Genomic DNA, 22,514 nt, shown 5'->3' with positions numbered 1-22,514 from the left:
AGCGTGTTTATATCTTTTTATATCCAAGCATTTCAGCAGGAGATGTGAAAAAACGTGAAAGGGAATCTGTCGGGTGACTGCCATCATAGACAAGACGAAGCGGCTCACCATAGGTTACGAAATTCAGGCGATGAAATGGAGATGCTAAGTAATGAAGAAGTTTTCAGGGGAAAAATGGAAGATAATAAGGGTACTCAGCAAAAATTTTAAAACAAAGCTAATGGTGGCCTTTATTGCCTTTCTGATCATACCATCCATGATTGTGGGGGCTCTTTCGTTTGAGAGCGCTAGTCAGCAGATTCGAAACCAGATCGAAGAAAGTGCCGAGCAGGCTATAATTCGTACTAATTTTATTATTGATAGTACTATTGAACCCAAGCTACATGATGCAGAATATTTTGCAGAAAGACTAAAAGGCAATCGGGTAGAGACCGAGGAACAAGCGGCTAAACTGAAAGAGTTGTTTAAGCAATATGCTGCACTTCACCCAGAAGCAGAATCCATCTATTATGGTACGAAAGACGCTAAACTTACAACCTATCCACCAAAGCAATTACCAGATAATTATGATCCACGTATTAGACCTTGGTATGATGAAGCGATAAAGGGAAATACAAAGACAGCGATTAGTTCACCTTATCTTTCGGCAGACTCAAAGCAGATGACGGTTACGGTGTCGAGAGCAACGACAGATGGATCCGGTGTTATTGGTATTGACCTGAAAATTAGTGGTATTAAAGAGACATTGAACAATATTAAAGTAGGTCATGAAGGTTATGCCATATTGCTGGATAGCAACCATACTTACATTGTTCATCCAACGAAGGCAGCAGGCGCTAAAATTACAGATATTGAATCACGCATGTTTCAGAGCGACACAGGTGAATACGAATATGAATATGAAGGTCAGCCCAAGTATATGAACTATGCGACCAATAAGCTGACAGGCTGGAAGATAGGCGGAACGCTATATTTATCTGAAGTTGATGAAGCAGCTCAGCCGATTTTGTTCAGCACTTTGCTTACTATTGTCGGTTGTCTTGTGATTGGTGTTATTATTGTTTATTTCCTAATCCGTTCCATCATCAAACCGATTTTAAAGCTTAAAGAACAGGCGGTAAATGTGAGCGCAGGAGATCTGACACAGGACATTCAAGTCATGAGCAAGGATGAGATTGGAGAATTAGGAGCAGCTTTTCAGAATATGCAGCACAACTTGCGATCCGTTATTCAGAACGTAGGAAACAGTGCGGATCACGTCGCTGTTTCTTCGAATGAGCTGACGATAAGTGCGGAACAAACCAGCGCTGCAAGTGAGCAGGTATCCCAGGCTGTGCAAGAAATTGCTAGCGGTGCGGAGAAGCAGACTACGGGGCTGGAAAATAATTCGGTTGCACTGGATGAAATAGCACAAGGAATCACCCGAATTGCTGAACGCTCGACTTCAGTAGCGGATTTGGCAAGACGTTCTGCCTTACAAGCTGAGGAAGGACGAAAATCTGTGGAACAGACAGGCGAGCAGATGAATTCCATTCACCAGTCAGTAGAGCGTTCCAACCGGATGATTCAGACCTTGCAAGCCCGCTCTCATGAAATTGGAGAAATTACGAAGGTCATTGGCGATATCTCCAATCAGACGAACCTGTTGGCCTTGAATGCAGCTATTGAGGCTGCCAGAGCAGGTGATCATGGTAAAGGCTTTGCCATCGTTGCGGATGAGGTGCGCAAGCTGGCAGAACAGTCTCAGAGTTCTGCCACCCAGATTGCCAACTTGATTGGCGAAATTCAGCATGAAACCGAAACTACGGTGGAAACGATGGATAGGGTAACGACTGAGGTGAAGGACGGACTACAGATTTCCAAAGAGACCATTGTGAAGCTGAATCATGCGATGGAAGGCATTCGGGAGACTACGCCTCAGATAGATGATGTTGCCTCGATTGCCCAGCAAATATCAGCTAGTGTACAAGAGATTGCAGCAACAGCCAGTGAGCTAGCGACGATTGCAACCGGTAATGCCGCCACATCTGAAGAAGTTGCCGCCTCCTCACAAGAGCAATTGGCTTCTATGGAGGAAATTTCGGCTTCTGCTCAGTTGCTTTCCAATATGGCTGCTGATTTGAAGGTGATGGTCAGTCGTTTCAAATATTAAATACGAGCTTGAACCTTATGGAATCTATAGTACAATGAATGCTCGGGACAGTTCTTTAAGCCTTATGGCATAAGGAATCTGTCCTGAGTTTTTTTTATATTTCCGATACAGCTTCTGGCAACATATGAGAGATTACAAGGAGGACGAACACTTGGTTCGAGATTTATTGCTATATACGATCGTGATATTATTGTTAGTTTTGATTTTTCAGCGTCAGCTCATTCGTCAGGCGATCACAGGCGTATTTTATGGACTGGCAGGAATTCTGTTCTTATATTTTGGCATAAGTGATAGAACACTGCTGACCTGTGTGTTGGAAATAGGGATTGGTCTATTGTTCATGACTCTGTTTGGGCAGGCCCTAACCCCCACCAATTATACATATGGACAGCGATTGTTGGACAAAAATCATGATCTGCTAACTTTACTTCGAGTTCAACCTGGCTTTACCTTCAGGCTGGAGAAAAGGGGTGATGAATTTTATTATATGCTGCTTGATGGTGAATTGCTGGAGCGTATGGGTCTGAATCTGCAAGTCAATTTCAATAAATGGAAGCATGTGAAGCGTATTGGGGATATTTTGGAGCTTTCCTCTGAAACACTGGAGCAGCTTACCGAATACTACAAACAGGCTTGGTTCGGGGATCGGACCGTATTTGAATTGGAGTTTTGGGAATATTCAGCTTTAATTACCTTGCATCCTGTCAGGGACGACGGGTTCACCAGATATGTCATCGGTCATGTATTGGATATTACGGAGTATAAAGCTTCCGAGCAGAAAAGAAAGGAGATGAGTGAATCTAACCATGCAAAAAGCATTTTTCTAGCTCATATGAGCCACGAAATTCGAACGCCGCTGAATAGCATCATCGGGCTCTCAAAGCTGTTGAGTAAGACTCAACTGACTGATGTTCAAAAAGATTACCTCCACAAGCTGCTCGCCTCCTCGCGTACTCTTTTAGACATGCTCAATAATGTATTGGATTTTTCCAAGATAGAGGCTTGTAAGCTGGAACTGGAAAGGGTCGAATTTGAGTTGGCAAACATGCTTCGGCATCTCGCAGATACTATTGGGACTTTGCTGGAACATAAAGAAATAGAGGTCGTTTTTATAACAGACCCGGAATTGCCGAAAAGCTTCAAGGGAGACCCGCTTCGAATGGAGCAAGTACTTTTAAATCTTATGACCAACGCCATTAAATTCACGGATCAAGGGCATGTTTTGTTACAGGTAAAAATGGTAGGCCAGCAGGACGGACGAGTGAGTGTCACTTTTATGGTAGAAGATACGGGCATAGGCATTTCCAAGACGGAAATGGACAAGCTATTTGTCCCTTTTACCCAAGTGAGTACATTAACCCACAGATATGGGGGTTCCGGGCTGGGTTTGGCTATTAGCAAGCAATTGGCTGAAGCTATGGGCGGTAGCGTAGAAGTAAAGAGCTGTTTAGGAGAGTATAGTCAATTTTACTTTAATGTGGAGTTGGATATCGGGGATTTAAATGCAAGAAGCACGCAGCTAGAGAAACCAAACGGCAAAGCCTTAATCATTGCACAGCATAAACTGGTGAGCCACAGCCTAAACGAATTACTGCAAGATTTGGGACTACAAACACTCACCGTTTCATCCTTTCAGGAATATGCAGATGCATTTCAAAAGGGTGAACATTTTGATTTTGTTATGATTGATATGGGGATGGAAGGCTTTAGAGAACTTGAATCATGGAGGCATTGGTTTCATATACTGGATAAGCAAATGACTCAGGTCATTGGGCTTACAACCGTGTTCCAGTTGGAAGAAGTAGCCGCTGAAGCTACAGAACATGGGGTGGATGCCTTTTTGTCTAAGCCAGTAACTCGGAACGCTCTTCTGGAGGTGCTCCGCTTTAGCCACGAGCAGGAAAAGTCAGTGTCGGTAGATCATCATAGTCTGGAAGTTGTTGCAACCATGAATTTGCAATATGAAGTAGGGGTCTCAACACAAAAGTATCAAATCCTCATAGCGGAGGATAACGAGATTAGCCAAGTAGTGATAACCGAGTTTTTGGCAGAACGCGGTTTTGAGGTAACGATAGTCACAAATGGAAGAGAAGTAATAGAGTTACTGGAGCGATGCTCCTGGGATATGGTGCTGCTTGATCTACATATGCCGGAAATGGATGGTTTTGAGACGGCCAGACATATTCGAAGAAACAGGGCTTTTAACAGACTCCCCGTTATCGCTTTTACCGCGGATGCTGTGCAGACTCAACAGGAAATTTGTCTTCGTGCAGGCATTAATGACGTATTGCTCAAGCCTGTACATAAATTGACCGCAACAAGAATATTAAATAGCTGGATCCATTTAGCGTGGCTGCAAGAATTACATGGCATTCACGCGGAGAAGGCGATAGCCGGTATGGATGGCAAGGTGTATATTTTTCAATTTGCCCTACATAAATGGATACAGGAATACCAGTATCTTGATAAGAGAGTTGTGAGAAAGATGGATAATGGTCAGTTATCCTCTGCTCTTCGATTAATTCACTCGCTGAAGGGAGGGACGGGGAATCTGTGTGCGACTGAGCTGCTGGCAAAGGTGATAAAGTTGGAGAAAGCATTGAAGCGCAGCAATGAAACCTCAGGGGGAGAACTGTATCCAGACTGGAGAGAGCAACTGAGTATAGTTCAAAAGGAGATTAATCAAATTAAATCATCCATTCCCTGGATCTAACTGTGTTATTGCATAAATTTGTAGCCGATTCCCCAGATGGTCTTAATCAATTGTGGTTTCTTGGGGTCTTTTTCGATTTTTCTGCGTAAATGGTTAATATGTACGTCCACTGCCCTCTCATTAATAAAGGAGTCTGTGCCACGGAGAGCCTGAATCAATGCATATCTACTAAATACAATTCCTCGGTTCGAATAAAAAAGCTTCATCAGCTCAAATTCCGAATAGGTCATCTCTACCATCTGGCCATTAACGATAACCATTCTTCTCGCCAGATCCAAAGAAATGCCGTTTTCAGGTTCAGCTTCAGGTGAAGTGTTTCTTCCTTGCAAGCGTGTGATTTTAATCCGACGGAAAAGAGCCTCGATCCTTGCTTTGAGCTCCTGCATACTAAAAGGCTTGCAAATATAATCATCTGCTCCCAACGTAAGTGTACGAATGCGCTCTGAAATGTTGTTTTCTGTCGAAATCACGATGATTGGCACGTCCGTATGCTTGCGTATCAGCGGGCAGGGATTCACGCCATCCAAATCTGGAAGCAACAGATCTAGAAGAATAATATCGGGCTGTTCTTTATCGAGTAGGGCAATTCCCTCAGTTGCTAGTTCCACTCGAGTAACGTTGTAGCCTTCCCCTGTTAAATATAAGGAGAGAGTGTCACCCAGCATATTATCATCTTCAATAATCAAAACATTAGACATGATATGTTTCCTTATCTATTTTTAAATTTAGCAAGTTCTTTTGATAGAGTAAACTCCTTTGGACAGTCTGTCAAAAACTCAGTTTTACTCTGGAAATCCAGTAGCCAGACAGTTTTGATATATATCTATTTGATATGAAAATGTACTTTTTTTGAGATTTATCACTATAATACGACATTTTTCATATCTATTTAACAATATACTGCAAGAACATAACCTTAAATTACAAAAAATTAACAAAAGATCTCAGAAACATGCATTGACTTTAAAGAAAATTATGGTATTTTATTACATAGGAGTTGACATCCTCTGACAGACCCCTTAGAAAAACCCACTATATTAATCTTCCATTTATCTGCTCTCAATATGCATCTCTGTATTCTTTTGTACTCTATATGTTCTTGTGATCGTACTCATGATTTTGTGGTGTGGATATCCCATTGTGAGTTCAGACTGTCTACTCATTTTAGCTTACATATTTACACTCTTTTGCATTTTTTTGCTTTCCATGCTTGTGTTTTTCAAAAATCAGGTCAGCGGGAGGACGAATTATTATGAACACATTCGAAACACTGGAGTCCAATGTAAGATCTTATTGCAGAAGTTTTCCAGTTGTTTTCAACAAAGCGAAAAATGATGTTTTGTACACGGAGGCAGGAGAGGGATATATTGACTTTTTTGCCGGGGCAGGGGCTCTAAATTACGGGCATAATAATGACTTTATGAAAAACCGGTTACTAGATTATTTAACCTCCGATCGGATCATGCATGGTCTGGATATGTACACCACGGCCAAGCAAGAGTTTATGGAGTCTTTTTCCGAGCGTATTCTCCAGCCTAAGGGCTTGAATTATAAGCTTCAATTTTGCGGACCAACGGGAACCAATGCGGTAGAAGCAGCACTGAAACTTGCGCGTAAGGTGAAAAAAAGAAATGGCGTTTTTGCTTTTATGGGCGGTTTCCACGGTATGTCGCTGGGTAGTTTATCTATTACCAGCAACAATTCTATGCGAGAGAGCGCAGGAGTCCCACTGAATAATGTTACCTTTATACCTTATAACAGCACGTTTAACGGAATGGATACGATTTTGTACATGGAACAGCTTTTAACAGACACTCATTCTGGTGTGGAAAAGCCTGCTGCGATTATTTTGGAAACGGTACAGGCTGAGGGTGGTATTAATATCGCAGATAACGAATGGCTGCGTGAGTTGCGACAGCTGTGCGATGATCACGATATTTTGCTCATTGTTGATGATATTCAGGTCGGTTGCGGCCGAGTTGGTTCGTTCTTCTCGTTTGAGCGAGCAGGAATTGTTCCTGATATGGTTGTCTTGTCCAAGTCGATCAGTGGATACGGTCTGCCAATGTCTTTGTTGCTACTTAAGCCAGAACTGGACATTTGGAGTCCAGGGGAACATAACGGCACTTTCCGTGGGAATCAGCTAGCGTTTGTCGGAGCCAAGGCAGCGCTGGAGTTCAGAGACACGGTAGGGCTAGAAGCACAAGTGAAGGAAAAAGAGGCTTTTGTTCAGCAGTTCTTGCGTGAACATATCCAAAAGATTGATCCACTCATTGAAATTCGCGGCTTGGGACTGATCTGGGGAATTGATGTGACCCATCTGGGAGAAGCCTTCGCCAAGGAGGTAGCAACTCTCTGCTTTAGTAAGGGACTTATTATTGAGCGAGCTGGGCGTAACGATACGGTGCTCAAAATTATGCCTGCATTAACGATAAGTATGGAGAACTTGAGCAAGGGTTGCAACATTATTAAAGAAAGCATGGCACAGATAACCAGTAACTTGGTTACGCTGTAAATGTAATTCCATTAGCAAAACCCCTTGGTTGGAGCAGCCGTCTGCTGTAAGGTAAGCAGGTGTGTGCCACCTTCCAAGGGGTTTTTTGTGAAAATTAAGAAATAACCGCCTGCGCGTATTTTAGTGCAGATTGCTCCAACTGCTCATCTGTCAAAGTTGCGGCACCATACTGCACGAAATAAGGGAGCAATTTAACACCAATCATATGGCCTGTAGCTTCAAAAGGTCTCAACAGTTCTTCGATCGTGTATCTGTTTCGTCCGCCATGTTGATAGTTTTCCTCCACGCTGGCAGCGGACAAGGCGATCAACAACTCTTTGCCCTGTAGCTTGCCACCTTCGCTTCCATAAGCCCAGCCGTAAGTTAAAACCTTATCCAGCCATTTTTTCAGCAGGGGAGGACTGCTATACCAGTAAAAGGGGAATTGCAGAACGATACGATCATGCTGCTCTAGCAGTTTCTGCTCATGGGCAACGTTGATTTGCTCATCCGGGTATACTTCATACAGGTTGTGAACGGTCACACTGGATTGCTTCTTGAGTTCTTGCATCCATCTTTTGTTAATACGAGATTCCGCAAGATCAGGATGAACAACAATAACGAGTGTTGACATGTAAAACCATCTCCTCAAAGCTTATTTTTCGTAAGTAAATAACCATTACGCATGTAACGATTTTAGTTTCAACCCACAAAATTGTCAACTCTTCTCAATTTTGAGTTCTACATACAAAAAACTCCGACAATCTATGCCGGAGTTGCATTAAATGCATTTTTTACATTAAGCGATATGGTCAAGAGCAACAATTTTATTTTTACCGGAGCGCTTGGCTTGATACAGATAGTCGTCTGTCTCCTGAAAAAATACATCTTTGTCTTTGTTCATATCCTCGGTATAGCTTTTTAATCCAATGCTTACGGTTACAGAAACGATTTGCATTTTCTCCTGAAAGGTCATTTTCTCCACTTCACGCCGAATGTTCTCCACAATCTGATAAGCTTCCTCAAAAGTATGCTCGAACATTAAAATAGCAAACTCCTCGCCGCCATAGCGGGCCGGAATGTCATTCGCTGTAATTTGCTCTGTGATGATTTGCGAGATGCCTTCCAAAATTTTATCTCCAAACTGATGTCCGTAAGTGTCATTGATCTTCTTGAAATTATCAATATCCACTAACGCCAGATGGATGATCGCTCCTTGTTCGGCATATTCGAGTGCTTTTTCATAAAAGTTTTGAAAAGACAAATGATTATAAAGCTTCGTCAAACCATCGGTCATAGACATTTTGCTGATAATCGCGTTGCTGATCATTAATTCCTGCTGGGCGCGCTTTGTCTTGTATAAATCCACTAACAAATCGCGGCCGCTGGCCTGAATAATAAGGGCAAGAAAAGTAGACATAATTAAAAATGTTGGAATCGCCACGATATCAAAGTCTGACAAATAGCTGCGGAATGATCCATCTATTGCTAGCAATAGAAAAAAGACGATCACTTGCAGTGCAAAAGAAAGCCATATTAAGCGACGATTGAAAAACAGAATCGAAGAAAAAATAGGCAACAAGCACAACGCTGGAATAATCCGGATATCATAGTTTAGGCGAATAATCATCCAACAAATGACGGTGCTTGCCATAAATAGAATCGCGAAAGAATACCTACTAAATTTAAAATGTGCCAGCTCTGCAAGTAAGTTGGATCCACTCATGATTAGTGTGGGAACAATAAGGACCCCAACGTAAAATTCATAAGGCGAAGCGGGATAATCAAGGAATAAGTAGCTGCCCAGCTGGACGATAAAATGTACGGTTATAATCATCCAGTAAAGTAATAACATTTTGCGCACCCAGCGGGCTTGCTTTGTTCTGTAATCCATGGTTTGAGTAAGCCGTTTTGTCTTGTTCATGATGTCACCACACTTAATGTATCTATAGCCATTCTCGTATTATAAGATACTATGTGGTGAAGTTGAAGCTAATTTTTTTGAAGGGCATGAACTCGTTTAGCCCAGCAACACTTTTACCTGGTGAATAGTTCCATCTCCTGCAACCGGTAGAATATTATTCGTTAGAACTGTGCCATCTACGGTAACTGTAGCTACACCTTTGGAGACGTGTTGCGGATTCGTGATATGAATCACATAGGTGTCGCCACGGAAGACGCGGGTGACTGTGAATTCTCCCCAAGATTTGGGGATGCACGGATCAATACGCAGACCGTCCCATTCCGGCTGAATACCGAGGATGGATTGAGTAATAGCTATAAAATTCCATGCCGCAGTACCTGTCAGCCAGGAATTTTTGGCTTCACCTTCACGAACCGCATCCTTACCCGCGATCATTTGAGCATACACATACGGCTCGGTACGATGAATGTCGCTGATGTCCTCTAGATAAGCGGGAGCAATTTTGCTATACAGCTCGAAAGCGCGATCCCCGCGTCCTATGACAGCTTCTGCCATCATAATCCAGGGGTTATTGTGACAGAAAATACCTGCATTTTCCTTATAGCCAGGAGGGTAAGAAGAGATTTCACCTAGATTCATATAGTAGCGGGAATAAGGCGGATGTTGTAGTACAATGCCGTAGGGAGTTTCCAGTCGATCACGTGTAGAGTCGAGAGCTTTATGAGCGAGACCTTCTTTAACGCCAATTCCTGCCATTACACAGAAGCCCTGAGGTTCTATGAAAATTTGCCCTTCTTCACAATTCTTGCTCCCTATTTTGTTACCATAATGGTCGTACGCACGTAAGAACCATTCCCCGTCAAACCCATGCTCCAATGTGGCTGTTCGCATACGATCCACATGTGCTTGAGCTGTGGCTGCTTCTTCATTCAAACCTCTGCGCTTACAAAGCTCAATAAAATCCGGTCCAGTATATACGAATAGTCCGGCGATAAACACAGATTCGGCTATTCGGCCCTCCAAATTCTGTGTCGTCTGATAGGACTCATCTGGTGTAGCGGAAAAACAGTTGAGATTTAGACAGTCGTTCCAGTCAGCCCGGCCAATGAGCGGAAGACCATGGGGACCTAGATTGTCTACAACATGGTAAAAAGAACGCTTCAAGTGTTCAAACAGCGAAGCGGCACGATCTACATTCCCGTCAAAGGGAACTTGTTCATCCAGAATGCCAAAGTCTCCGGTTTCTTTAATATACGCTGAGGTACCGACGATAAGCCACAGCGGATCATCGTTAAAGCCACCGCCAACCTCGTGATTTCCTTTTTTGGTCAACGGTTGGTACTGATGATATGCCCCGCCGTTTTCAAACTGAGTAGAAGCAATGTCGATAATCCGCTCCCTTGCCCGCTCCGGTATTTGGTGGACGAAGCCGAGCAAGTCTTGATTTGAATCCCGAAAACCCATACCACGTCCAATACCGGATTCAAAATACGAGGCCGAACGTGACAAATTGAATGTAACCATACATTGATATGGGTTCCATATGTTCACCATTCGGTTCAGTTTGTCGTCATGACTTTGAAGGGTATACTTGGACAACAGATCGTTCCAATAACATCGTAGCTCACTCAATGCTCGTTCAACATCGGTTTCATCCGCAAATTGCGCGATCATGGCATGAGCCCGTTTTTTGTTAATAATACCCGGAGACTCCCATTTCTCTTCCTCTGGGTTTTCCACATAACCGAGTACAAAGTTACAGCTTGTTTCTTCGCCAGGCTCCAGTGTGATCTCAATGCAATGCGATCCGATAGGGGACCAGCCGCTGGCTATCGAGTTAGACGCTTGCCCTGCGGTGATGGTTTGGGGCTGATCCAGTCCATTGTAGAGACCCAAAAAAGCTTCACGGTCTGTATCATAGCCCGCCAGCGGACGATTCGCAGAGAAAAAAGCATAGTGATTGCGGCGTTCGCGGTATTCCGTCTTGTGATAAATGACAGAATCCTGTATTTCAACTTCGCCTGTGTTCAAGTTACGCTGAAAATTGGTCATATCGTCATAGGCGTTCCACAGGCAAAATTCAACGAATGAAAAGAGTTTTATCTTTTTAGTTTGTAACGATGTGTTCTGAAGCTTGACCTGGTGGACCTCGCCGTCAAAGGAAAGGGGCACAAAAGCTAGTTGCGTAGCCCGAATACCTCTTCGTTCACCCATAATTGAGGTATAGCCAAGCCCATGAAGGCATTCATACTGCTCCAACTCTCTTTTAACCGGCATCCAGCCCGGAGTCCAATAATCTCCATCATCATAAATATAAAAATAGCGACCGCCATTATCAACAGGAATATTGTTGTACCGATAACGTGTTAAACGACGTAAGCGAGCGTCTCGGTAAAATGCATAGCCGCCGCCTGTATTGGAGATCAGTCCAAAAAATCGTTCATTACCTAAATAATTTATCCAGGGATATGGGGTTTGAGGGGTGTGGATAACATATTCTTGGTTGGCATCATCGAAGAAACCATACTTCATGGCGCAGGACTCCTCTCAAATTGGAAAATAAAAGACCCAACACATGATTATATTCAAACATTCAGCAGTTCTTCCTGAAAGAAGACATTTCCTGCCTTAAACAAAATGTGCTTGAATTCGTCAACCTTCTTTTTCGAATTTGCAAAATATTTGAAATGGGTAAATATACCTTTTTGTGCTAAACTAAAAAAGTTAGGATTTAGCAAGACAGGAGGTTGCAAGAATGGCACCTATCACATTATTTTTCATCCCCTATGCAGGTGGATCGGCATCAGTCAGCTTCAAGTGGAAAAAGCTGCTGCTCCCACAGATTAAACTTGTCCCTTTGGAATTGGCGGGCAGAGGTATTCGTTCTGGTGAACCGCTAAAGGATAGCATTGAGGAGATGAGCGAGGATCTGCTGCACCAAATCAGCCAAGAGTTAGTTCCTGGCGATCCTTATGCCATATACGGTCACAGCATGGGAACAATGATTGCGTTCGAGCTGTATTATAAGCTGGTGGCCGGAAGATATGGGAAGCCGGCTCATCTATTTGTTTCAGGTGGACGAGCACCGCATGTCCCGAGAAATGTCCCGTGGTTACATGATCTGCCCGCAGATCAATTTAGAACACATTTGCGACGGTACGGTCAGCTTTCGGAAGCCATTTTTGACAATCAGGAATTGTATGACTATTTTATGCCAGTATTAAGAGCAGATTTCAAAGCTGTCGAGATGTATAAGTATATGGATAAAGATACGCCTTTACATTGCCCTATCACCGCCCTGACAGGACTGACCGACAACACGGTGACCCTACAAGATGCGGAGGCGTGGGCACAGCATACGGATCAGCAATTTCGTGTGTTTACCTTTGAAGGAGGACACTTTTTTATTCATGATGAAGTAGAACGAATTACAAACATTATCAATGAGTCTTTGGAGCTGAGTACAGTGACTAGTAGAATACAAAATTAAAAAAGAGGTGATTTTTAGTGACAGTAGGTGTATTGGCACATTTGTTTGGCAAGTTGCCTTATCGTGAGTTGGCTGCAAAGGTAGGTGAAGCGGGCTTTACTCATGTTCAGCTTGCTCCATGGAGAGCGATCAGCGATGTCGATTTTAATAAACCTGGCAAGTTCAGTCCAGGATTAGCATCGTCTATCGCAGAGGAATTTCGTAAGCATGGGGTATCCATATCAGTGCTCGGTTGTTATTTGCATTTTTTTGTACAGGATGAGGAATTGTTACGTGAGAATGTAGAGCGTTTCAAAGAGCTGATCCGATATGCGGGTCTGTTAGGAGCACCAATGGTCGCAGCTGAAGTCGGACGCAATGAGGACGGGACCCCTTATTCGGAACGGGACTGGAGAGTTGTAAAAGAAGTTGTACGAGAATTAGCAGATGAGGCGGAAAAATGGGGGGTATTCGTAGGATTGGAAGCTGCTAACGATCACTTGGTCGGAACAGCAGCAGAGCTTGCTACCTTCTTGGAAGAAGTGCCCTCTTCACACATTGGCGTTGTGATTGATCCGGGTAATTTGCTAAAAACGGAAAATCTGGCCCGACAGGATGAGATCATCCGCGAAGCTTTTCAGCTGCTGGGACCTCGGATTATCGCAGCGCATGCCAAAGACCGGCGTCTGTCACCATCAGGTGAGATCGAGACAGTGCCGCCGGGCTTTGGTGACATGAACTATGGTCTATATATGGAACTGCTGGAGCAGTACAAGCCAGGGGTCCATATTATTATGGAAGCTGCTCAGGAGCATGAGATGGCTCAATCCAAACGCTATATCGAAGGTCATCGGATTGCGGCTCAGAAAGAACAGCAAGTGCAAACGAAATCATAGACACTTTCATATTCATCAATAATTCGGCCATGATTCAGGAGACTTGGAAACGCCTACTTTTCCAAGTCTCTGTTCATTTGTTTAGCCTTGCATTACCGCCACCATCACCATCACCCAGCTTGCCAAAAAAGCCAGCCCACCAATCGGGGTGATGGCTCCAAGCTTTTTCACACCAGACACACTAAGAACATACAGACTGCCGGAAAACAGGAGAATGCCCACCAGCATAACCCAACCAGCGGTTACAATAAGAGAAGAATGGACCAGGTTGCCTGCAAGAACTCCCAGCAGCAACAAACCCAAACCGTGAGCAATTTGATATTGAATTCCTGTCTGGAATATGCTCATCATGTCTGCAGAAAGTCTTTTTTTCAACGCATGCGCCCCGAATGCTCCCAGAGCTACAGCTAAAAACATCACAATACAGCCAAGCAACAGCAACAAATTCATGATTTAACGCCTCCTTGTGAAATAGTACCGATTCCTATCGATTTCGTCAATTTTCCTTGTGCAACTCTAAACATATAGAATTTTTCGACTCTCATTTGGCAACTAGTGTGGTATATTCTTGCCAGGGCCAATGTGAAGCATTTGGAGCTATGGAGACAGCGTGTCCTCCACCTTTGTAACGGGAAAGTGAGGTGATGGCGCTGTCTTTTTGTGCTGTCGTTTTTCGGAACCAAATTTTGAGTAAAGCCAAAATTGATAATGGAGAGGATGAATGCAAAAGTGATCAGTAGAAAATCTGTGTTCAGAAAATCTGTCTCTATGGTCATGTCAGCCATTTTGGTACTTCCGTTAAGTTTGGGCTTATTTCAGGCCGAACCCGACCGTGCATCAGCCGCAACCCCTGAATCGACACGCTTTCTGCAAATGTATAAACAGCTAAAGGATCCGGCTAGCGGTTACTTTTCAAAAGAAGGTATCCCTTATCATTCCGTTGAAACACTCATGAGCGAGGCTCCTGACTATGGACACTTAACAACCTCGGAAGCATACAGCTACTGGATGTGGCTGGAAGTTCTCTATGGTCATTATACCGGGGATTGGGGTCATTTGGAATCAGCATGGGACAACATGGAGAAATATATCATTCCTGTTAATGAGGGTGACGGTAAGGAAGAGCAGCCTACAATGAGTAACTATAACCCGAACAGCCCTGCCACTTATGCCGCAGAATATCCGCAGCCGGATCAGTACCCAAGCCGTCTGAGTGGTCAGTATGGTGCTGGCAAGGACCCGCTGGACTCTGAGCTGAAGGCAACCTATGGCAACAATCAGACCTACCTGATGCATTGGCTGCTGGATGTAGACAATTGGTACGGTTTTGGCAATCTGCTGAATCCGTCGCATACGGCGACCTATGTGAACACCTTCCAGCGTGGGGAACAGGAATCGGTCTGGGAGGCCGTACCGCATCCATCGCAGGATAATCACAAGTTTGGCAAGCCTAATGAAGGTTTCATGAGCCTGTTCACCAAGGAAAATAATGCTCCTGCACAGCAATGGCGCTACACGAATGCCACGGATGCGGACGCACGGGCGGTTCAAGCCATGTACTGGGCGAAAGAACTGGGTTACGACAACCAGGTATATTTGGACAAAGCGAAAAAGATGGGAGACTTCTTGCGTTACGGCATGTACGATAAATACTTCCAGAAAGTAGGAAGCGCTTCCAATGGAAGTCCGATTGCTGGCACGGGCAAGGATGCCAGTCTTTATCTAATGGCATGGTATACGGCTTGGGGCGGCGGGCTGGGCCAAAGCGGTAACTGGGCTTGGCGGATTGGTACCAGCCATGCGCATCAGGGCTACCAGAATGTCGTTGCTGCATATGCGTTATCCGATAAGGATAGCGGATTGATACCAAATTCACCTACGGCAGGACAGGACTGGGCGACCTCGCTCAAGCGCCAATTGGAATTTTATACTTGGCTGCAATCTGATGAGGGGGCCATTGCAGGTGGAGCAACGAATAGCTGGGATGGCGCCTACAAGGCGTATCCCTCTGGTACGAGCACTTTTTATGGCATGGCTTATACAGGGGCTCCTGTATACCAAGATCCACCGTCCAACAACTGGTTTGGAATGCAGGCTTGGCCTGTCGAGCGGATTGCGGAGCTGTACTATATTTTAGCCAAGAAAGGCGACACTTTGTCTGAGCAGTTTAAAATGGCTAAACAAGTGACGGAAAACTGGATCGAATGGTCCAAGAGCTATGTATTTGCCGACGAACGGCCTGTAACTGACGCGCAGGGATACTATTTGGATGCACAAGGCAAGCGTATTCTGGGTGGCAAAAATCCGAAGGTAGCCACTACAGCAGCTAAAGGTGAGTTCTGGCTGCCGAGCAATCTGGAATGGAGTGGCAAGCCTGAGACTTGGAGCGGATTTGCCAATCATAAAGGGAATGCCAATCTTCATGTAGTAACAAAAAATCCAGGACAGGATGCAGGAGTGTTGGGCAGTTATGTGAAAGCGCTGACCTTCTTTGCTGCCGGAACAAAAGCTGAAAAAGGAGACTACACCGAATTAGGCAAGGAAGCCAAAGATCTGTCCAAAGCCTTGCTTGATGCAGCATGGGGCTATAACGACGGCATAGGAATTACAACGAAGGAAGCACGTGAGGATTATTATCGTTATTTTACTAAAGAAGTATATATCCCGAGCGGATGGAGTGGCAAGACTGGGCAAGGAAACACGATCCCAGGCACAGACGCTACACCGTCTGATCCGGCCAAGGGTGGCAATGGTACGTATTCCAGCTATAGCGACATCCGTCCTAACATCACCAAAGATCCGCAATGGTCCTATCTTAAAGACAAATACACGACTTCATGGAACAAACAGACCCAAAAATGGGATAAAGGTGCACCAGAATTTACGTATCACCGTTTCTGGTCCCAAGTAGATATGGCAACTGCTTATGCAGAGTATGACCGTCTCATTAATGGTAGTGGACCAGCCGAACCTACAGCTCCTAAAGCTCCGTCAAATGTGAAGGCAAGTGCAGGGGATGCACAAGTTACACTAACTTGGAGCAAAGCGACAGGTGCTGATAGCTACACGGTTAAGCGCTCCACAACCAGTGGTGGCCCGTATACCACGGTAGCAACGGTAACTGACGCCACTTACAAGGATACAGGGGTGGTGAATGAAACCATTTATTATTATGTAACAACTGCAACAAACTCCTTAGGAACCAGCCCGGATTCTGCTGAAGTCAGCGCCAAGCCAACAGCAGCGCCGATTCCGGCAAAGGGAGATGTAATTGCCCAATACCGTGTGGGCGACACCAACCCGGGAGATAACCAGATTCGACCACTCTTCCGTGTCGTAAATAAGGAGAGAGAGGCTCTGGATCTGAAAAACGTTAAGCTGAGATACTACTATACCGTAGATGGCGATAAGGCGCAGGAGTTCCACTGTGATTATGCGCAATTAGGCAGTAGCAACATTCAGGGACGTTTTGTGAAACTGGATAAGGCCGTTAATGGGGCAGACTACTATCTGGAAATTTCCTTTGGAGCCGGTGCGGGAAGCCTGGCAGCTGGAGAAAATACGGGAGATATCCAGATTCGTATGAACAAGTCAGATTGGAGCAACTATAACGAAAGCGATGATTTTTCCTATGATGCAACCAAGACCTCTTATATAGATTGGGAGAAAGCACCTCTGTATATAAACGATAAACGTGTCTGGGGTCTGGAGCCTTGATTGTGAACTAAATGTTGAGCACGGCGGGCGGAACGTGAGTATGCTTGAATTCACTTCCGTCCGTTTTTTTGTGATCGGATTCGTGGTACACTATGATCGTTACATCATTACATATCTGACCGAGGTGACCTGAGACATGAATGACAATTTGGCACAGGCTCTGAATGAGCAAATGAACTTTGAGTTTTACTCTGCTCACGTATATCTGGCGATGGCTGCTTATTGCTCCAGTGAAAGTCTGGATGGGTTTGCAAACTTCTTCCTGGTACAAGCGGAGGAGGAACGGTTTCATGCCATGAAACTGTATAGATACATTAATGACCGTCGAGGACGCGCCACATTGGCAGCATTACCGGAGCCCAAAAATAGCTATGATTCCATGCTGGATGTATTTGAACATGGCTACAAGCATGAGCAGCAAAACACACAAAAATTTTATCATTTGGCTGACTTGGCCCTCGATGCACGTGAGCATGCGACGATCCATTTCCTGAAATGGTTTATTGATGAGCAAGTCGAAGAGGAAGCTCTGTTCGATAGTGTTATCCAGAAGCTTAAGCGCATTGAAAGAGACAGCAATGCCTTTTATATGCTGGACAGCGAGTTTGCCAAACGCAGCTTTGTTGCCCCTGCGGAATAACACAGCATACAGGTTGCGCATGAAATTCCCAGAGACAGGAGCCAGCATTCTTTGGGTCTACAAAGTAATGGAGCCCGGTTTTCGGGCTTTTTTGCTTTCATTTTAATTACGGACTTTCCAACCCTCAAGGGATATTGTTATTTTAAATGGAGTTATAGAAAAATTTAATTTGTCGCTGAATGGTTAGCATGCTACAGTTATGTTAACTTTTATATCTGATTAAAAAGATAGGATTAGTTGTAAAGTCGTTTGCGTACATTATTACAGCACTACAGGGAGGCGGGGGACTATGAGCGAGATCTATCGTCTGGCACGACAAGAGGACGCAGAAAGATTGCAGTATGTAACGTATGAGGCATATGAAACAATTCGGCAGTTGGAGCTTAAATGGCCTGCCGCTCAGGCAGACGTTGCTCTCATTCAAGAGAACATTAAAAATAATGATTGCTATGTGCTGGAAGTCGATGGTGTCATCCAGGCTACCGTTAGTCATCTAAAAAATAGAGCCCTTAATTTTATAACTGATCTTCCGTTTGTGATGTGGTTTGCCGTAGATCCGGCTGCCCAGGGCAAAGGATATGGTAAAAAACTGCTGAACTGGGTAGAACAAACGGTTATTCGTGATAAGGTCGGAGCTCCTGCAGTGACATTAGCGACTGCGGAAAAACATCCTTATTTATTATCCATGTATGAGCGTTGGGGATATGAACGCATTCATGCTTTTGACCATGGAACAGGGGACGGGACGATGCATTTACTGCGTAAAGTAGTGAATCCTGAATTATTCTCCACCTACATCCATGAAAAGAATGAAGCCGAGACTGCTCATCGAAATTAGACCCGATCACTGGGGAAGCCTGAATTCGAAGCAGAAATTCCAAAATGTCGTCAGACAGGCTGTGTTTGCAGAGGAGCTTGCTTTTAATGCGTATGGTATAGAAGAACGATAACAGATCAGACCTTCTCTCAAGAAAGCAACCGAAGCGGCGGTGTTTTCGAGTCATTGCGACTGAGAGAGGGTTATTTGAGCTATGGACAAATTGACAGAGATACATAAAAAGAGTAACGTAATTGTATATTTATTTAATTCATATAAAATTAATCGGATTAATGGAATCTGAAGTTGTAGAAATCTGACCATATTAAGGAGGAATTTATTTGAGCAACTCGCAAGCTGGCACGACCAAACGCCGTATAATAGCTGAGGATTTATATCGATTTCACTGGGTTAGTGATCCGGCTGTTCATCCCACGAGTGGCGAAATCGCTTACGTAGAGCAGTGTATTAATAAAGAACGGACAGACTATAACTCGGCAATTTGGCTGTTGCCGTTTGAAGGTGAAGCTCCGATACCCTTTACATACGGACCGAAAGATGAAACACCTGTCTGGTCACCGGACGGATCACAACTTGCTTTTCTCCGTTCGACAGACGGCAAGCGCCAGGTATGGATTATCCCAGCACGCGGGGGAGAAGCCCGACAACTTACGCACGTAGAGAACAATGTTCGTTCATTATCCTGGTCGCCGGATGGAGCCTACATATCGTTTGTAGCAAAAACTGCTGAGAACCAGTCAAGTTCTACATGCGATGTAGGTGAGCAGGAGACACATCTTGAGGGACGAGTGGTTAATCGAACAAAAGCTAAATCCGACGGCTATGGGCTGTGGGATGATACTCGTGATCACTTGTACGTAACTGATGTGACTTCAGGGCACACGGTTCAACTGACGTCCGGCGCTTATGATGTGGCGGAGCCCGTCTGGTCACCGAATGGCCAACTGATTTTATTTATCGCTAGAATAGCGGAGCATTCTAAAGAGGATACGGATTTACGCAAGCAAAATGATTTGTTTACGATAGCTCCTGCGTCTTCTAATGGCAATGCGGCAGCACCGTTTAAGTTGACTCATTCCGAACTTCAAATCGAGAGTGCTGCTTTCTCTCCCGATGGCACAATGATTGCCTTTTACGGTCATGATCGCCATGCCAAAGGCGCTACTCAGACTCGGCTGTATACGGTCCCCTCCAGTGGCGGGACGGCAGTATGTGTTAGTGAGACGCTTGATGCTCACCTCGGTAATGCGGGCATGAGCGACATGCGTTCACATCTTCATGTAGGACCGCCACGCTTCAGTGCGGACGGTCAATCCCTGTACACGCTGGTAACCATTGAAGGAAATGTGCACGTATATCAGTTTGCGCTTGATGGAACTTTTAAAATTTTAACCCAAGGAGAACGGGAAATTTATCAATTTGAGCTTACTTCAGATGAACAGCATATCATTGCCGCTTCCACTGACGTCGCTTTGCCAGGTGATTTGTTCCGAATTGCAATCCATTCAGGAAACGAAGAACGGCTGACACGAGTGAATGATTCTCTGCTTGATGAGATTGAGATCAGTGTGCCTGAGAGCTTCTGGACTGAGGTCGAGGATGGTCGACGCGTGCAGGGATGGGTGATGAAGCCAGCTGGTTTTAAGGAGGGAGGATCTTATCCTGCCATTTTGGAAATTCACGGCGGTCCCCATGCCATGTATTCCAATTCTTTTTTTCATGAGTTTCAGTTGCTGGCCGCTCAGGGGTATGCAGTCATCTATACGAATCCGGGAGGAAGCCGAGGGTACGGACAGTCTTTTACCAATGTTGTCCTTGGAGATTACGGCGGACGTGACTACACCGATCTACTGAGCGCCGTGGACGAGGCTATACGCCAATTTCCATTCATTGATCCGGAAAGACTGGGTGTCACAGGAGGCAGCTATGGTGGCTTTATGACAAACTGGATTGTCGGGCATACGGATCGTTTCCGAGCAGCTGTGACCCAGCGCTCCATATCTAATTGGCTGTCGATGTATGGGGTGAGTGATATCGGATACTCGTTTACTGAAGATGAAGTTGGCGGAAATCCATGGGATGATTTCGAACTTTTGTGGAGGCAGTCCCCGCTGGCTTATGTGCAGCAAATCAATACACCGCTGCTCATATTGCATGGAGAGCAGGATCTACGTTGTCCTATTGAGCAGGGGGAGCAGTTGTTTACAGCATTACGTCGTTTGGGAAAACCTACTCAATTTGTCCGTTTCCCAGCTTCAAGTCACGAGCTTTCACGAAAAGGGCACCCACAGCTTCGCGTGGAACGACTGCAACGTATTACCGACTGGTTTGTCCAACACAAAATTTAAGTCTCATTAGATTTGTAGTATTTTATGGAAAAATGTCAGGTCCTAATCTTAGGACTTGGCATTTTTTAATGTGTCTCGCATCCATTCTCTTAACCTCATTTAATGCTGGTGCTGGGTCACGATTAACGGTTATCATAGACGAAGATATTATTCGTTCATCGCTTCTTGCTTACATTCATATTCAAAAGGAGATATACAATGGCTGAGCCCTTAAAAAATATGTACACGGAGGAATTCCTTCGTCTATTCGGTGAAAGAGTACAGGCTGCATACAGTCCATTCGACATTGAAGGATTTATCCATCAAGTTATGGACAAAAAATGGGATGAGCTGGAGCTAAAAGAACGAATACGGCGTATTTCGTTAACATTAGGAGCGTTTTTACCTAGTAGTTATGAAGAAGCTCTTTTTATTTTATTTGCCATAGATGAGTACTGTAGCGGGTTTCCGTACTTGTTTTTCCCCGATTTCGTAGAGGTATATGGGCAGGGAGAAGAGCATTGGGACCTGTCCATGAATGCACTGGAGCGATTTACATCAAAATCCTCTGCGGAGTTTGCTGTGAGGCCCTTCCTTCTGCGTGAACCAGAACGGATGATGCGGCAGATGACGACCTGGGCGGCACACCCCAGTGAACACGTCCGCCGTCTTGCCAGCGAAGGATGTCGTCCACGGCTGCCCTGGGGACAGGCGCTGCCTGTCTTCAAACGTGACCCTGCTCCGGTATTGGCCGTATTGGAACTACTGAAGGCCGATCCATCATTGTATGTACGTAAAAGTGTAGCCAACAACCTGAACGATATTGCCAAGGACCATCCCGATATCGTCATCGCAACGGCTCAACGTTGGAAGGGGGCACATCCTGACACCGACTGGATTGTGCGCCACGGCTGTCGATCCCTGATTCGCAAATCCATCCCTGAAGTGATGGTCATGTTCGGCTATGCGGATGATACGGATGGGGTGCCGCTAGTTGCAGCCGCCTCTCTCACCACAGACCCTATCGTGTTAAAGATCGGTGATCACTGTGAATTAAGCTATGTGCTTCAGCTTCGAGAAGGTGAATCCGTACGAGTCCGCATCGAGTATGGCATCGACTTTGTAAAGGCGAGAGGACAGGTCTCACGTAAACTGTTTTTGCTTTCTGACAAAACCGTCTCTGGAGGAACCCGTTTAACGGGTACACGAACACACCGGTTTGCAGACCTGACAACTCGTCGCCATTATGCGGGAGCGCACCGAATTGTCCTGCTCGTAAACGGGCAGGAAGTTGCTTCTACAGTGATAGACATTGAGATGTAGATTACAATAATAGTAAAGAAA

General features: G+C 44.9%; 15 protein-coding genes. 10 read left to right on the top strand and 5 right to left on the bottom strand.

Going from position 1 to position 22,514, the window contains the following annotated elements; genetic code table 11:
* Positions 1–151 precede the first annotated feature (151 nt).
* Entirely contained in the window at positions 152–2,152 is a 2,001-nt protein-coding gene (locus C0638_RS21225) for a methyl-accepting chemotaxis protein (RefSeq protein ID WP_058712247.1), read from the top strand.
* A 151-nt stretch (positions 2,153–2,303) separates the two neighbouring features.
* Positions 2,304–4,865 (top strand): hybrid sensor histidine kinase/response regulator, encoded by a 2,562-nt coding sequence (locus C0638_RS21220; RefSeq protein WP_058712248.1) that lies wholly within the window; start codon positions 2,304–2,306, stop codon positions 4,863–4,865.
* Positions 4,866–4,870: 5 nt separating this feature from the next.
* Here the strand turns inward: C0638_RS21220 and C0638_RS21215 are convergent, their stop codons facing one another.
* Positions 4,871–5,563 (bottom strand): response regulator transcription factor, encoded by a 693-nt coding sequence (locus C0638_RS21215; protein WP_013371096.1) that lies wholly within the window; start codon positions 5,561–5,563, stop codon positions 4,871–4,873.
* A 554-nt stretch (positions 5,564–6,117) separates the two neighbouring features.
* Here C0638_RS21215 and ectB point away from each other — a divergent pair.
* Positions 6,118–7,380 carry a diaminobutyrate--2-oxoglutarate transaminase gene (gene ectB / locus C0638_RS21210; RefSeq protein ID WP_058712083.1) on the top strand — a complete coding sequence of 421 codons (1,263 nt, stop codon included), beginning with the start codon at positions 6,118–6,120 and terminating at the stop codon, positions 7,378–7,380.
* Positions 7,381–7,474: 94 nt separating this feature from the next.
* Here ectB and C0638_RS21205 read toward each other — a convergent pair whose 3' ends face one another.
* The 3 genes from C0638_RS21205 to C0638_RS21195 form a co-directional block, all read right to left on the bottom strand.
* The gene (locus C0638_RS21205) at positions 7,475–7,993 is read right to left on the bottom strand and encodes an NAD(P)H-dependent oxidoreductase (RefSeq protein WP_013371098.1); all 519 of its coding nucleotides are present in this window, start codon (positions 7,991–7,993) and stop codon (positions 7,475–7,477) included.
* A gap of 165 nt (positions 7,994–8,158) precedes the next feature.
* Positions 8,159–9,283 carry a GGDEF domain-containing protein gene (locus tag C0638_RS21200; protein WP_013371099.1) on the bottom strand — a complete coding sequence of 375 codons (1,125 nt, stop codon included), beginning with the start codon at positions 9,281–9,283 and terminating at the stop codon, positions 8,159–8,161.
* A 96-nt stretch (positions 9,284–9,379) separates the two neighbouring features.
* A complete protein-coding gene (locus tag C0638_RS21195; protein ID WP_058712082.1) occupies positions 9,380–11,815 on the bottom strand; it encodes a glycoside hydrolase family 94 protein in 2,436 nt (811 codons plus the stop codon).
* Between the two features lie 223 nt (positions 11,816–12,038).
* Here C0638_RS21195 and C0638_RS21185 point away from each other — a divergent pair, with 223 nt between their 5' ends.
* The gene (locus C0638_RS21185) at positions 12,039–12,773 is read left to right on the top strand and encodes a thioesterase II family protein (protein ID WP_058712081.1); all 735 of its coding nucleotides are present in this window, start codon (positions 12,039–12,041) and stop codon (positions 12,771–12,773) included.
* Positions 12,774–12,790: 17 nt separating this feature from the next.
* Positions 12,791–13,648, top strand: coding sequence for a sugar phosphate isomerase/epimerase family protein (locus tag C0638_RS21180; RefSeq protein WP_058712080.1), 858 nt, complete (start codon positions 12,791–12,793; stop codon positions 13,646–13,648).
* A gap of 81 nt (positions 13,649–13,729) precedes the next feature.
* Here C0638_RS21180 and C0638_RS21175 read toward each other — a convergent pair whose 3' ends face one another.
* On the bottom strand, positions 13,730–14,098 hold the full coding sequence (locus C0638_RS21175; RefSeq protein ID WP_025675219.1) for a DUF423 domain-containing protein: 369 nt from the start codon (positions 14,096–14,098) through the stop codon (positions 13,730–13,732).
* Positions 14,099–14,377: 279 nt separating this feature from the next.
* On the opposite strand from C0638_RS21175, the gene C0638_RS21170 reads away from it, so the two are divergent.
* From C0638_RS21170 to C0638_RS21150, 5 genes are all read left to right on the top strand, one after another.
* Positions 14,378–17,365, top strand: a complete 2,988-nt coding sequence (locus C0638_RS21170) for a glycoside hydrolase family 48 protein (protein ID WP_058712079.1) — start codon at positions 14,378–14,380, stop codon at positions 17,363–17,365.
* Between the two features lie 136 nt (positions 17,366–17,501).
* On the top strand, positions 17,502–18,005 hold the full coding sequence (locus C0638_RS21165; protein ID WP_013371107.1) for a ferritin: 504 nt from the start codon (positions 17,502–17,504) through the stop codon (positions 18,003–18,005).
* Between the two features lie 289 nt (positions 18,006–18,294).
* Positions 18,295–18,843, top strand: a complete 549-nt coding sequence (locus C0638_RS21160; protein ID WP_025675225.1) for a GNAT family N-acetyltransferase — start codon at positions 18,295–18,297, stop codon at positions 18,841–18,843.
* A 320-nt stretch (positions 18,844–19,163) separates the two neighbouring features.
* A complete protein-coding gene (locus tag C0638_RS21155; RefSeq protein WP_058712078.1) occupies positions 19,164–21,191 on the top strand; it encodes a S9 family peptidase in 2,028 nt (675 codons plus the stop codon).
* A 198-nt stretch (positions 21,192–21,389) separates the two neighbouring features.
* Entirely contained in the window at positions 21,390–22,493 is a 1,104-nt protein-coding gene (locus tag C0638_RS21150; RefSeq protein ID WP_058712077.1) for a DNA alkylation repair protein, read from the top strand.
* The last annotated feature ends 21 nt before the right edge of the window (positions 22,494–22,514 follow it).

The sequence above is a fragment of the Paenibacillus sp. lzh-N1 genome, assembly GCF_002872435.1.
In the GTDB taxonomy this organism is placed as follows: domain Bacteria; phylum Bacillota; class Bacilli; order Paenibacillales; family Paenibacillaceae; genus Paenibacillus; species Paenibacillus polymyxa_C.
Note: the sequence above shows the minus strand (reverse complement) of the source record. Positions and strands in the feature narration are given on the sequence as shown.

Bases quoted from the DNA above. Each gene is read 5' to 3' on its own strand.
- C0638_RS21215 (WP_013371096.1), bottom strand. From the start codon at position 5,563: ATGTCTAATGTTTTGATTATTGAAGATGATAATATGCTGGGTGACACT.
- C0638_RS21225 (WP_058712247.1), top strand. From the start codon at position 152: ATGAAGAAGTTTTCAGGGGAAAAATGGAAGATAATAAGGGTACTCAGC.
- C0638_RS21175 (WP_025675219.1), bottom strand. From the start codon at position 14,098: ATGAATTTGTTGCTGTTGCTTGGCTGTATTGTGATGTTTTTAGCTGTA.
- C0638_RS21150 (WP_058712077.1), top strand. From the start codon at position 21,390: ATGGCTGAGCCCTTAAAAAATATGTACACGGAGGAATTCCTTCGTCTA.
- C0638_RS21195 (WP_058712082.1), bottom strand. From the start codon at position 11,815: ATGAAGTATGGTTTCTTCGATGATGCCAACCAAGAATATGTTATCCAC.
- C0638_RS21185 (WP_058712081.1), top strand. From the start codon at position 12,039: ATGGCACCTATCACATTATTTTTCATCCCCTATGCAGGTGGATCGGCA.
- C0638_RS21200 (WP_013371099.1), bottom strand. From the start codon at position 9,283: ATGAACAAGACAAAACGGCTTACTCAAACCATGGATTACAGAACAAAG.
- C0638_RS21205 (WP_013371098.1), bottom strand. From the start codon at position 7,993: ATGTCAACACTCGTTATTGTTGTTCATCCTGATCTTGCGGAATCTCGT.
- C0638_RS21165 (WP_013371107.1), top strand. From the start codon at position 17,502: ATGAATGACAATTTGGCACAGGCTCTGAATGAGCAAATGAACTTTGAG.
- C0638_RS21160 (WP_025675225.1), top strand. From the start codon at position 18,295: ATGAGCGAGATCTATCGTCTGGCACGACAAGAGGACGCAGAAAGATTG.
- ectB (WP_058712083.1), top strand. From the start codon at position 6,118: ATGAACACATTCGAAACACTGGAGTCCAATGTAAGATCTTATTGCAGA.